This window comes from Acidobacteriota bacterium, assembly GCA_016195325.1.
Taxonomy (GTDB): domain Bacteria; phylum Acidobacteriota; class Polarisedimenticolia; order JACPZX01; family JACPZX01; genus JACPZX01.
This window is the reverse complement of record JACPZX010000093.1, coordinates 1-12853: the sequence shown is the minus strand read 5'-3', so window position 1 is coordinate 12853 and position 12853 is coordinate 1. Positions and strand designations below refer to the sequence as shown.

Genomic DNA, 12853 nt, shown 5'->3' with positions numbered 1-12853 from the left:
GGCCTCGCGCCGGCGCGCCGCGCGACGCGCCGGGATCTCCTCCCGCAGCTGTCGGGCGCGTCGCGGACGGTCTCCTCGCACACCCGATCGCACTCGCTTCTCGCGGTGGGGCAGATCGCCCTCTCGCTCGTGCTCCTCGTGACCGCCGGGCTGTTCCTGCGCAGCGTCCACAAGGCGCAGGGCGTCGATCCCGGATTCGATCCGGATCACGTCGTCGCCTTCGCGATCGATCCGGGGCTCCAGGGATACTCCGATCCGCGCGGCCTCGACCTCTACGATCGCCTCCTCGACCGCGTCCGCGCGACGCCGGGGGTGATCTCCGCGTCCGTCGCGACGTACGTCCCGCTCGGGCACGCGTGGGAGGGAAACGGCGTGATCGTGGAGGGGAGCGAGCCCGCGAGCGAGGATCTCGCGCCCACGATCGGCGCCAACTCCGTCGGCCCCGGCTTCTTCTCGACGCTGAGGATGCCGCTGCTCCGCGGGCGCGAGTTCACGCGCGCCGACGACCTCAAGGCCCCGGGCGTCGCCGTCGTGAACGAGACGATGGCGCGGAGGTTCTGGCCCGGCGCCGAGGCGGTCGGCCGCCGCATCAAGGTGGGGAGTGCGCGGAGCGCGTGGCTCGAGGTCGTGGGCGTCGCCGCCGACAGCAAGTACATGAAGCTCGCGGAGACGAGCCAGTCGATGGTGTACCTCCCGTTCGCGCAGTCCTACGAGTCGCAGGCCCACGTTCTCGTGCGGACCGCCGGCGATCCGATGGCCGCGGCGGCGGAGTTCCGCCGCGAGGTCGTCTCGCTCGACCGGGCGCTTCCCGTCTTCAACGTGGCGACCCTCGTCTCCCTCGCGGTGGACGAGGAGGAAAGGCGCTTCACGGCCACGCTCCTCGCCGCCTTCGGCGGCCTGGGGCTCGTGCTGGCCGCGGTGGGGCTGTACGGCCTGGTCGCAAGCCTCGTCGCCTCCCGCACCCGCGAGATCGGCGTGCGCATCGCCCTGGGCGCGGCGCCGGCGGCGATCCTCCGCCTCTTCCTCGCGCAGGGGGCGCGGCTGGTCGCGGCGGGCGTGGGCCTCGGCACGCTGCTCGCGCTCGGCGCGACGCGCCTCCTGCAGGAGAGCCTCTTCGGCGTCACCCCCACCGATGGCCTCACGTTCGCCCTGGTGGCCACGGTTCTCGCCGCCGCGGGCCTCGCCGCCGCGTGGATCCCGGCGCTCCGCGCATCTCGTGTGGACCCCGTCGTCGTGCTCCGGCGCGATTAGGAGGCATCGTGGGCGCGCTGATCCAGGACGTCCGCTACGCGGTCCGCGGCCTCGTGCGCTCGCCCGGCTTCGCCCTCATCGCAATCCTCACGCTCGCGCTCGGCATCGGGGCCAACACGGCCATCTTCAGTGTCGTGAACGCCGTCCTCCTCCATCCGCTGCCGTACCCGGAGCCGGATCGCCTCGTCCGCGTCTTCCAGAACGAGACGAAATCGCGCGCGCCGAGATCCTCCGTCTCCGCCCACAACTTCACCGATTGGGCCGAGAGGACCCGGAGCTTCGACGGGATGGCGGCGTACAGGTATGGGACGGCCGTCCTGACCGGAGGCGACGATCCCGTCAGCCTTCCCTCGGTCGCCGTGACCGCCGGGTTCTTCAAGGTCTCGGGCATCGCCCCCCTCCTTGGGCGGTCGTTTCTCCCCGAGGACGATCGTTCCGGAGCCCCGGGCGTCGCGCTCCTGAGCCACGGCCTATGGCAGCGCCGTTTCGCCGCCGATCCGTCAATCGTCGGGCGCCAGCTCGTGCTCGATGGGGCGCCGGTCACGGTGGTCGGCGTCATGCCCGAGGGGTTCACCCTTCCCGGGGGCGGTGTGCAGCTCTGGACGCCTCTCGCCCTCGATCTCTCGAAGGAGCGGCGCGATCACGGCTACCTGAGCGTCATAGGCCGCCTCGGGCGCGGCCTCGAGACCGCGGGTGCGATCGCCGAGATGAGCGGGGTCGCGGCCCGACTCGAGAGGGAGCATCCGGCGGAGAACGCGGGCGTCGGGGCGACGATCGTTCCGCTCCAGGAACTGATCGTCGGCAACTTCCGGCCCGCCCTCCTGATGCTCTTCGGCGCCGTGGGGCTGGTGCTGTTGATCACGTGCGCAAACGTCGCAAGCCTTCTCCTGGCCCGCGCGGCGGGGAGGAGGCGCGAGGTCGCGATCCGCGTCGCCCTCGGTGCCGGGCGGCTCCGGCTCGTCCGCCAATTCCTCACGGAGAGCCTTCTCCTCTCGCTTCTCGGAGGCGGCCTGAGCCTGGTCCTCGCCTTCTGGGCCGCCGACTTCGTCAGAACCGTCAACCCGGGCGGCCTCCCGCGCGCGAGCGAGATCGGCGTGAACGGATCGGTCTTCGCCTTCATGCTCGCCGTCTCCCTCCTCACCGGCTGGATCTTCGGGCTCGTCCCCGCCCTCCACGCATCCTCGCTCGACGTCGGCGAGTCCCTCAAGCAGAACGCGCGCACCGGGGGCACGTCCCGGCGCGCCGCGGCATCCCGGAGCGCGCTCGTCGTCGCCGAGGTGGCGCTCGCGGTCGTCCTTTTCATCAGCGCCGGGCTCCTCACGAAATCCCTCCTGCGACTTCAGCAGGTCGAGCCCGGGTTCGATCCCGCGAGCGTCCTGACCGCGCAGGTCTCGCTGCCGGCCCTTCGCTACGGCGACGACGCGAAGCGCACGGCGTTCGTGAAGGAAGCGCTCCGGCGCCTCAAGGCGCTGCCCGGCGTCCGGGCCGCGGGCGCCACTTCCGAGATACCGGTGGGCGACTCGACGACGACCGCCTCCTTCAAGCTCGACGCCGGGGAGACGCTTCCCGGCGACGCGCTCGAAGCCGACCTCCGTTTCGTCACGCCGGGGTACTTCCAGGCGATGAGCATTCCGCTCCTGCGGGGGCGCTCCTTCTCGGACGAGGATCCCGCCCCCGGGCGCGGCGCCGTCGTGATCAACGAGAGGATGGCGCGGTGGCTGTGGCCGCAGGGGGACGCGCTGGGGGAGAGGATCCTCGACCTCGCGCCGGACGACCAGCCGCTCGAGATCGTCGGCGTCGTCGGAGACGTGAGGCACGGCGGGCTGGACCAGGAGGCGCCTGCGGAGATGTACCTCCCGTACGGTGCGCAGGCGACCCCGACGCTCTTTCTCGCCGTGGGGACCTCGGGGGATCCCGCGGGGCTCGCCGCGGCCCTGAGATCCGCGGTGAGGGAGGTGGACCACGATCTCCCGGTGCGCAACGTCGCGACGATGGAGCAGCGTCTCAGCGGCTCTCTCGCGCCCCGGCGCTTTAACGCCGTGCTTCTCTCGATCTTCTCCGTGGTCGCCCTCGTCCTCTCGCTGATCGGCGTCTACGGCGTCGTCTCGTACTCCGTCGCGCAGCGGACCCGGGAGATCGGGATCCGCCTCGCTCTAGGCGCCCGCGGCGCGGACGTCGTCCGGTTGATCGGGGGCGAAGGATTGAGGCTCGCCCTGGCGGGGGCGGCCCTCGGCCTCGTCGCGGCCTTCGGGCTGTCGCGCCTCATGACGAGCCTCCTGTTCGGGGTGAGCCCGTCCGATCCGCTCACGTTTGCGGGGGCGGCGCTGATCTTTACAGCGACCGCGCTGGTGGCGGCCTGGGTTCCCTCGCGGCGGGTCCTGAGGGTCGATCCGATCATCACGCTGCGGAGCGAGTAGGAGGATTCGTGGGCGTCTTCATGCAGGATCTCAGGTACGCCGCCCGGCAGCTCTCGAGGAGTCCCGGCTTCACCACCGTAGCCGTCCTCTCGCTCGCCCTCGGCATCGGCGCGAACACGGCGATCTTCTCCCTCGTGAACGCGGTCTTCCTCAAGTCCCTTCCCGTCGAGGAGCCGGCCCGGGTCGTCAACGTCTACACGACGGACGTCAAGAACGCCGGCGGCGCCCTGAACCTTCTGCCGATCTCGTACCCGAACTTCGAGGACTACCGCGACGGCGCGACCTCGTTCACGTCCCTCGCGGCGACGATGGCGGCGGGGGTCAACGTCGCGTCGGGGACGGGAGACCCCGAGCAGGTCTTCGGCCTCCTCGTCAGCAGCAACTACTTCGACATGCTCGGCGTGAAGATCCGGCAGGGGCGGGGGATCCTCCCGGAGGAGGACACGAAGCCGCGGGGGCGCGCCGTCGTCGTGCTCACCGATCGCTACTTCAAGCGCCGTTTCGCGGGCGATCCCGCACTCGTCGGCTCGCAGATTCGCCTCAACGGGAGGCAGTTCACCGTCGTCGGCGTCACGCCGCCGGGGTTCAACGGCACGGGGGCGCTGGGCGGGCCGTCCCTCTTCGTGCCGATCATGATGCAGGCCGACTTCATCCCGGGGGATGGGAGAATCCTGCTGCGCCGCGGCCTCATCTCGAACGTCCTCGGCCGGCTGAAGCCGGAGGTGACGCTCGTCGCCGCCGAGGCGGAGATGAGGACGATCGCCGCGCGCCTCGAGAGGGAGTACCCCGACGCCAACACAGGGCGGAGCGTGCGCCTCGTCTCGCTTCCGGAATCCGCGATCAATCCGAACCAGCGCGGCCTCTTCCTGAGATCGGGCGGCCTCCTGATGACCGTGGTGGCGCTCGTCCTCCTGATCGCCTGCGCCAACATCGCGAACCTCCTCCTCGGACGCGCGACGGAGCGGCGGAAGGAGATCGCGATCCGTCTCTCCCTCGGCGCCGGGCGCGCGCGGATCGTGAGCCAGCTCCTGACCGAGAGCCTCCTCCTCGCGCTCGCGGGAGGGGCGGTCGGCCTCGGCGTCGCCCAGTGGGGACGCGACCTCCTCCTCGCATTCCGTCCCCCCTTCATCAACCCCGAGGACCTCCCGCTGACCCTCGATCTCCGCGTCCTCCTCTTCACGCTCGCCGTCGCCCTCGCGACGGGGTTCCTCTTCGGGCTCGCCCCGGCGCTCCGCGCCTCGAACCCCTCCATCGCCGCGCACCTCAACGAGCGGAGCAGCCTCGAGGGGGGGCACCGCCGCCTCTTCGGCGCGCGCGGCCTCCTCGTGATGGCCCAGGTGGCCCTCTCGCTCGTCGCCCTGGTCGGCTCGGGGCTGTTCCTCCGGAGCCTCGGACGGGCGCAGACGATCGATCTCGGGTTCGACTCCGACCACACGAGCGTCCTCTCCTTCGACGTCGCCGCCGAGGGGTACGACCAGCCCCGCGGCGAGCAGTTCCAGCGGGCGGTGCTCGAGAAGGTCTCCCACCTCCCCGGCGTCGCCGCCGCGACGCTCGGCTCGAACGCGCCGCTCGCCGGCGGCACGATGCGCAGCATCTACCCCGAGGGGCTGGAGTCCTCTCCCGACCGGAACGGCATCCTCGTCCTCATCGACAACGTCGCCCCGGGCTACTTCGAGACGCTGCGAATCCCGATCCTGAAGGGGAGGGACTTCACCGACCAGGATCGGATGGGGGTCCCGCACGTCGTGGTCATCAACGAGGCGATGGCCGATCGCTTCTGGCCCGGAGTCGATCCGATCGGCCGGCGGTTCAGGTTCTACCACGAGAACGACCCGTACGAGATCGTCGGCGTCGCGAAGACGATCAAGTACATCGCCGCCGGGGAGGATCCCCGCCCGTATCTCTACCTGCCGATGCGGCAGGTCTACACGGGCGTTTCGACCGTCTTCGTCCGGGCGGAGGGCGACCCCGCGGCGGCCCTCGGCGTCGCGCGCAAGGCGGTGCAGGAGATGGATCAGAACCTCCCGATCGTCGGCGCCGCAACCGTGCGCGAACTCGTCGACCAGGGGTTCTGGGCCGCGCGGATGGGCGCCGGGCTTCTCGCCATCTTCGGCGGCCTCGCGGTCGTCCTCGCCGCCATCGGCATCTACGGGGTGATGAGCTTCACCGTGAACCAGAGGACGCGCGAGATCGGCATCCGGATGGCGATGGGGGCCGATCCCGGGAACGTCGTCCGGCTGATTCTCAGGCAGGGGATGCTCCCGGTCCTGACGGGGGTGGGGGTGGGGCTCGCCGCCGCCTTCACGATCGCCCGCCTCGTGGCGGATCTCCTCTTCGGCGTCAGCGCCGCAGACCCCGTCACGTACGTCGTGGTCCCTGTCCTTCTCGCGCTCGTCGCGCTGCTGGCCACCTGGCTTCCGGCGCGGCGGGCCGCCGCCGTAGATCCGCTCGTCGCGCTCAGGTACGATTGAGCGCGCCCCAATCCAGGAGACCAGCCCACCGATGATCTCTCTTCGCAACGTCGAGAAGTGCTACGAGCACGGGGTGACGAAGACCTTCGTGCTCCGCCGCGTGAACATCGAGGTGAAGGAGGGGGAGTTCGTCTCCGTGATGGGGCCGTCGGGGGCGGGGAAGTCGACGCTCCTCCACATCCTGGGGATGCACGACGCCGCCTGGACGGGGGACTACTTCTTCCAGGACCTCCCCGTCCACAAGATGGGGCGCAAGGAGCGCGCCGAGCTGAACAAGAAGTTCATGGGGTTCGTGTTCCAGAGCTACCACCTCCTCGACAACCTCACCGTCTACGAGAACCTCGACATCCCCCTGTCGTACCGCAACATGAAGAAGGCCGAGCGCGACAGCAAGGTCTGCGACGTCCTCGACCGCTTCGGCATCGTGGGGAAGAAGGACCTGTTCCCGACGCAGCTCTCGGGGGGGCAGCAGCAGGTGGTGGGTGTGGCGCGCGCCGTCATCGCCGACCCGAAGATCATCTTCGCCGACGAGCCCACGGGAAACCTGCACTCGGACCAGGCCGACGAGATCATGCAGCTCTTCAAGGGGCTCAACGAGAAGGGGACCACGATCGTGCAGGTCACCCACTCCGAGCGCAACGCCTCGTACGGGAACCGGGTCATCAAGCTCAAGGACGGGTGGGTCGCCGATGAGTAGAGCCGCCGCGTGAGATCCTCCGCGAGCAGCGCCCCGCGCCTCCTCGTCGCCGACGACCAGCCGGACGTCCTCGAATCGCTCCGCCTCCTTCTTAAGGGGGAGGGGCTCCAGAGCGAGACGGTCTCCTCCCCTGCCGCGATCCTCGCCGCCCTCGAGGAGCGCGAGTTCGACGTCCTGCTGATGGACCTGAACTACGCCCGCGACACGACGTCGGGGCGCGAGGGGCTCGACCTCCTCTCGCGCATCCAGTCGATCGACGCGACGCTCCCGGTCGTCGTCATGACCGCGTGGGGGAGCGTGGACGTGGCGGTCGAGGCGATGCGCCGGGGGGCGCGCGATTTCGTCCAGAAGCCGTGGGAGAACGCGCGGCTCACGAGCATCCTCAACACGCAGATCGAGCTGGGCCGGGCGCTGAGGCGCGGGCAGCGCCTCGAGGAGGAGAACCGCGCCCTGCGCGACGGCCACCGCCTCGACCTCATCGCGCGGAGCGCGGCGATGCAGCCCGTCGTCCAGATGATCGAGAGGGTGGGCCCGAGCGACGCGAACGTCCTCATCACGGGCGAGAACGGGACCGGGAAGGGGGTCGTCTCCCAGGCGCTCCACGCGGTGTCGCTCCGGGCGGGAAAACCGATGGTGACCGTGAACGCAGGAGGCCTCTCCGAGGGGGTCTTCGAGAGCGAGCTCTTCGGCCACGTGAAGGGGGCCTTCACGGACGCGAAGGCGGATCGCGTCGGGCGCTTCGAGCTGGCCGACGGCGGCACCCTCTTCCTCGACGAGATCGCGAACGTCCCGCTGGCGCAGCAGACCAAGCTGCTGCGCGTTCTCGAGACGGGTGAGCTCGAGCGGGTCGGCTCGTCGCGCACGCACCGCGTCAACGTGCGGCTCATCTCCGCCACCAACTCGGATCTGGGGGAGGAGGTCGCCTCCGGCCGCTTCCGGCAGGATCTCCTCTTCCGCCTCAACACGATCGAGATCCGGCTTCCGCCCCTGAGGAGCCGCCGCGAGGACATCCCGCTCCTCGCGACGCACTTCCTCACCCAGCACGCGCAGCACTACCGGAAGACGCTCACCGCGTTCGAGCCGCCCGCGCTCCAGGCGCTTCTCGAGCACGCGTGGCCCGGGAACATCCGCGAGCTGGATCACGCCGTGGAGCGCGCGGTCCTGATGGCGCGCGGCGACACCGTGAAGATCGCCGACCTCGCGCTCCGCGCCGGGAAGGAGTCGGCGACGCGCCTCGAGGAGATGAGCCTCGAGGACGTCGAGGCCTTCCTGATCAAGAAGGCCCTGGCGCGCTACGATGGGAACGTGTCACAGGCCGCCAAGACCCTCGGACTGAGCCGCAGCGCCCTCTACCGCCGCCTCCAGCGCTACGGGCTATGACCCCCGGCTCCGCGCCGGCCCGCTCGAAGCTCACCCACGATCGGCATCTCCTCTACCTCGCCCTCTCCGCCGGCCTTCCCGGCTCGTTCATCGCCCTGGTCATGCTCTGGTTCGGCGATCACACTCCAAAGGTCCAGTGGACTCTCACGACGCTCATCGTCTCTCTCTGGCTCGGCTTCGCCTTCTCGGTGCGAAGGAACGCCGTGCTCCCGCTCCAGACCCTCTCGAACCTGATCGCGGCCCTGCGCGAGGGGGACTTCTCGATCCGCGCGCGCGGCGGGCGGCGCGACGACCCCCTGGGCGAGGCGATGACCGAGGTGAACGCCCTCAGCGAGATGCTCAGGGAGCAGCGGCTCGGGTCGATCGAGGCCACCGCCTTCCTCAGCAAGGTGATGGGGGAGATCGACGTCGCCATCTTCGCCTTCGACGGCGAGAGGAAGCTGCGGCTCGTCAACGGCGTCGGCGAGCGCCTTCTCGGGCGCTCGGCCGAGAGGCTCATCGGCCGCGACGCCGACGAGCTCGGCCTCGACTCGTGCCTCGAGGGGGAGACGCCGCGCCTTCTCAGCTTCGCCTTCCCCGGCGGGGCGGGAAGATGGGAGCTCCGCGCGAGCACCTTCCGTGAGCGCGGCCTCCCGCACCAGCTCGTCGTCCTCTCCGACCTCAGCCGCGCGCTGCGGGCCGAGGAGCGCCAGGCGTGGCAGCGCCTCATCCGCGTCATCGGCCACGAGCTGAACAACTCCCTCGCGCCGATCCGCTCCCTCGCGGGCAGCCTCGAGAGCCTCGTCGCGCGCGCCGCGAAGGACCACGAGTCCGACGAGGACATGCGGAGGGGGCTCGCCATCATCGGCGCCCGCGCCGACTCGCTCGCCCGCTTCATGGACGCCTACGCCCGACTTGCGAAGCTCCCGCCGCCGTTGCTCCAGGCCACCGAGATCGGCGGCCTCGTGCGCCGCGTCGTCGCCCTCGAGACGCGCCTCGCGATCGATCTCGCCCCCGGGCCGGTGCTGCCGATCCAGGCCGACCCCGATCAGCTCGAGCAGCTCCTCATCAACCTCTTCAAGAACGCCGTCGAGGCGGCCCTTGAGACCGGGGGAGGGGTGCGCGCGGGGTGGACGAAGCTCCCGGCTCCCCGCGACGGCGCGAGCCCCCCCTTCCTCGAGATCTGGATCGACGACGACGGCCCCGGCCTCTCGAACACCGCAAACCTCTTCGTCCCCTTCTTCACGACGAAGCCGGGGGGCTCGGGGATCGGCCTCGTCCTGTGCCGCCAGATCGCCGAGGCGCACGGGGGGTCGATCGTGCTCGAGAACCGGCGCGGCGCGGGAGGGTGCACGGCGAGGCTGAGGCTCCGGGTGTAGGGATCAGGCGGCGAAACGAATGACTTCGAGCTCGGCGGCGCCGTCCACGCCATCCAGGATTTCTTCCACTCGACGGAAGACCTCGTCCTCGATCACGTATGCCGCGCAGTTGGGGCACTGCAGCACCGGCAGGCTCTTCAGGATGACAATCGTCCGATCCGAAACCTTGAAGGGCAGGTCTGTATCGACCGGCTTGAGTTCAGCTCCGCAAACACCGCACTTCATCGCGTCGTTCTTCTGGTCCGAAGATCCGGCATCCATTCCTCCGGGTCGGGTCGATAGGCCGTGACGACGCGGACATTATGCCCCAAGACGTCCGTCCCGAAAAGCACGTGAAATGCGCCGCGGCTCTCTTGTGCGAAAACCAGGTAGCTCGGGAGGTACTTGTCCCGAGGATACGCTTCGATTACCTCGAACGTGTCCACCGCGTCGAGTATCGATTGCCGAGGAATGGCTCGGCGGTCGAGGCGCATGTTGACGTGATAGGTCCAGAAAATGCTTCTGGCGCGGACGCACTCCTGAATGAACGCTTGCGGGTCAACGGGTGTCAGGGGCTGCGGTGCCAATGGAGTCCTCTTGCCTCGCCGAATCGATCGCGACTGGCTGTGCCTCAATCGTTCCGGGCGATTCAGCCGCTCAAGATAGAGTGTTCTGGCGATCGCGTCGAGAGCCATGCGCCCCGCACTTTCCCGGGAAGCGCTGGCGAGTCGTCGGGCGCGTCTTCACGCCGAGATTGCGGGGTGTAAACTGTGCGAATGTCTGTTGAGGCCGTCATCTCCTCCGACATCCGCCGCCTCCTCGCCGCGGCTCTCGCCTGCGCGGCGATATTGCTGCCGGCGGGCGCGGACGTCGCCGCCGACGGACTCTCCTCTTCCGCGCGCAAGTGCGAGTCCTTGAAGAAATCGGCTGTGGCGAGGTCGACCTCCGCGATCCTCGAGTGCTACGCCGCCGCCGACGGCGCGGGGCGCCTTCTCGATCCCGCCTGTCAGGACGCGGCCCGGGCCGCACTCGCGCGGACCCTCGCGGCGCTCGATTCCGCCGGAGGGTGCGCGATGGAAGGGGACTACTCGAGCCGAGCCCGGAAGATCCAGAGCCTCGTCGGCACGCTGGAGTTCGAGCTGGGGATCCCCGACGGCTCGACGGTGCCGTGTCGCGCCGCGAAGTGGAAGGCCACCGCCGCGGCCGCCCGCTCGGCCGTCGACTGCTACGCGGCGGCCGACGCGAAGGGCCTTCCAGTCGACCCGACCTGCCTCGAGAAGGGGATGAAGCCGCTCGCCTCCGCCTTCACGGCCGCGGAGCAGAAGCCGGGCTGCGAGCAGCCCGTGAGCCCCGACGACGTCACGGCCGCGATCGGCGATTTCGGAAAGACCCTGCAGCAGGGCGCGGACGTCGTCGCGCCGGGGGAGTAGCGTGACGCGATCGACCCAGAGGCTCGCGGGAGCCGCGCTCATTTTCACCGGGATGAGCCTCGCGGCAGCCGCCGAGCCCGCCCCTCCCGCCCGCGCGTCGGTGCGCTTCGTGAGCCCCGCCGGAAGCGACGTCGTCTACGGCGAGACGACGCTCCGCGTCGCCATCGTTCCCCCCGCCGGCACGCGCGTCGTCGGCGTTGAGTTCCTCGTCGACGACAAGAGAGTGGGCATCGCGGCGCACTCACCCTTCGAGATCACGTGGGATGCGGGAACGACGCTCGCCTCGCACGTCCTCCGCGCCGTCGCCTCATTCAGCGACGGGACGTCGCAGGAGGACGCCGTCACCACCCGGAAGATCGTCTTCATCGAGCACGCGCTCGTGCAGGGGACGGCGATCGATCGCGTCGAGCTCCTCGTCGCCGTCACCGACGGGAAGGGGACTCCCGTGCGCGGCCTGACGAAGGAGAGGTTCGTCGTCCGGGACGGCGGCGACGTCGTCACGCCGAACAGGTTCGAGTCGGTCGGCGACGGGGGCGTGCCGCTCTCGGTCGCGATCCTCGTCGATCGCAGCGGCAGCATGCAGTTCAAGATGCTCGAGTGGGCCGACGCGTGCGTCGCCTTCCTCTCGGTCCTGAGGCCGACCGATCAGCTGAGGGTCGCCGCCTTCGCGAGCAGCATGGCCGTCCTCCAGGACTTCACTCATGATCAGGCGGCGCTCACCGCCTCGCTTGTCGGCATCGGCCCCGGGCAGGGGAACACGCGCCTCTTCCGCGCGATCTTCGAGACGGTGCGCGATCTTCGCGATCTGCCCGGGAGGAAGGCTCTCATCGTTCTGACGGACGGGCTGGACTCGGAGGCGAGCCTTGCCGGCGGCCCCGGCTCCTCGCGATCGAGCCCCCTGACGGACGAGACGATCCGGATGGCCGTCCGCTCCGGCGTGACGATCATCTCGGTCCTCCCTCCGCCGCAGAACTGGCCCGTCATCCACGACCTCTCGGTCCAGACCGGGGGGTTCTCGCTCTCTCCCACGAAGGACCTCCCCGGCGTGATGCGCGCTCTCGGCGAAGGGCTCCTCGCGTCGTACGTCGTCGGCTACGACGTCGAGCGCCGCGGCGACGTCAACCGCAGGCGCGCGATCCGCGTCACCGCGACGGGCGACGCCGGCGAGAGCCTCGACGTCCGCACCGCCGTCGCCGCGTACGCGAGCGTCGACTCCCTCACGTTTCTCAAGGACGACATCGCGTTCGGCAACCCGTCGCAGCGTCTGCGCGCCATGCGCGAGATCGCGAGGCTCGGCTCCCCCGACGCGCTCCCGGTCATCCGCAAGTCCCTCTCGGATCTCGAGCCCGCCGTCCGCGGCGCCGCCCTCTCCGCACTGGCCGAGATGGGCGCCGCCGAGTCAATCCCCGAGATCGCGAAGCGACTCCAGGACGCCGACCCGGTCGTTGTCGCCGCGGCGGCGGACGCGCTGGCGCGCTTCGGCGCGCGCGCGATCCCCTATCTGAAGGACGCCGCGCGCGCCGGCCGCCCGACGCGCCCCGCGGCCCTCCGCGCCCTCGGCGGCACCGGCGATCCGAACGTGATGCCCGATCTTCTCGACGCCCTTCGCTCGGGGGGGTGCGAGGACAAGGGGGCGGCCGTCGAGGGGATCCGCTCGTTGGCCGTCTTTCAGGGGGACGCCTGGCTTCCGCGCGATCCTCCCGCGGAGTCCCAAGCCGCCCGCGTCATGGAACTGCTCGTCGGCGCCGCCTCTGGCTCGTGCCCCCCCGCCGCCGAGTGGGCCGCCGTCGTCCTCGGCCGCGTCGCCCACCCCGCCGCGCTCCCCGTTCTCGTCGAGACCGAGCGCGCGACTCCCGATTCGCCCCGCCTC

General features: G+C 70.3%; 10 protein-coding genes. 8 read left to right on the top strand and 2 right to left on the bottom strand.

Going from position 1 to position 12853, the window contains the following annotated elements; genetic code table 11:
• From HY049_16600 to HY049_16575, 6 genes are all read left to right on the top strand, one after another.
• Positions 1-1251 (top strand): ABC transporter permease (locus HY049_16600; protein MBI3450517.1); only part of this gene is annotated, 1251 nt, incomplete at its 5' end.
• An 8-nt stretch (positions 1252-1259) separates the two neighbouring features.
• A complete protein-coding gene (locus tag HY049_16595) occupies positions 1260-3668 on the top strand; it encodes an ABC transporter permease (protein MBI3450516.1) in 2409 nt (802 codons plus the stop codon).
• An 8-nt stretch (positions 3669-3676) separates the two neighbouring features.
• Positions 3677-6139, top strand: coding sequence for an ABC transporter permease (locus HY049_16590; GenBank protein ID MBI3450515.1), 2463 nt, complete (start codon positions 3677-3679; stop codon positions 6137-6139).
• A 31-nt stretch (positions 6140-6170) separates the two neighbouring features.
• On the top strand, positions 6171-6836 hold the full coding sequence (locus HY049_16585) for an ABC transporter ATP-binding protein (protein MBI3450514.1): 666 nt from the start codon (positions 6171-6173) through the stop codon (positions 6834-6836).
• Positions 6837-6845: 9 nt separating this feature from the next.
• On the top strand, positions 6846-8216 hold the full coding sequence (locus tag HY049_16580) for a sigma-54-dependent Fis family transcriptional regulator (protein MBI3450513.1): 1371 nt from the start codon (positions 6846-6848) through the stop codon (positions 8214-8216).
• A complete protein-coding gene (locus HY049_16575; protein ID MBI3450512.1) occupies positions 8213-9574 on the top strand; it encodes a PAS domain-containing sensor histidine kinase in 1362 nt (453 codons plus the stop codon). Before HY049_16580 ends, HY049_16575 begins: the two co-directional genes overlap by 4 nt.
• Before the next feature lie 3 nt (positions 9575-9577).
• Here HY049_16575 and HY049_16570 read toward each other — a convergent pair whose 3' ends face one another.
• Together HY049_16570 and HY049_16565 are read right to left on the bottom strand one after the other, a co-directional pair.
• On the bottom strand, positions 9578-9799 hold the full coding sequence (locus HY049_16570; GenBank protein ID MBI3450511.1) for a YgiT-type zinc finger protein: 222 nt from the start codon (positions 9797-9799) through the stop codon (positions 9578-9580).
• On the bottom strand, positions 9796-10248 hold the full coding sequence (locus tag HY049_16565; GenBank protein ID MBI3450510.1) for a DUF4258 domain-containing protein: 453 nt from the start codon (positions 10246-10248) through the stop codon (positions 9796-9798). The genes HY049_16570 and HY049_16565 overlap by 4 nt, the downstream gene beginning before the upstream one ends.
• An 81-nt stretch (positions 10249-10329) precedes the next feature.
• On the opposite strand from HY049_16565, the gene HY049_16560 reads away from it, so the two are divergent.
• On the top strand, positions 10330-10983 hold the full coding sequence (locus tag HY049_16560) for a hypothetical protein (GenBank protein MBI3450509.1): 654 nt from the start codon (positions 10330-10332) through the stop codon (positions 10981-10983).
• Position 10984: 1 nt separating this feature from the next.
• Positions 10985-12853, top strand: a 1869-nt coding sequence (locus HY049_16555; GenBank protein ID MBI3450508.1) for a VWA domain-containing protein, incomplete at its 3' end; no start/stop codon positions are given.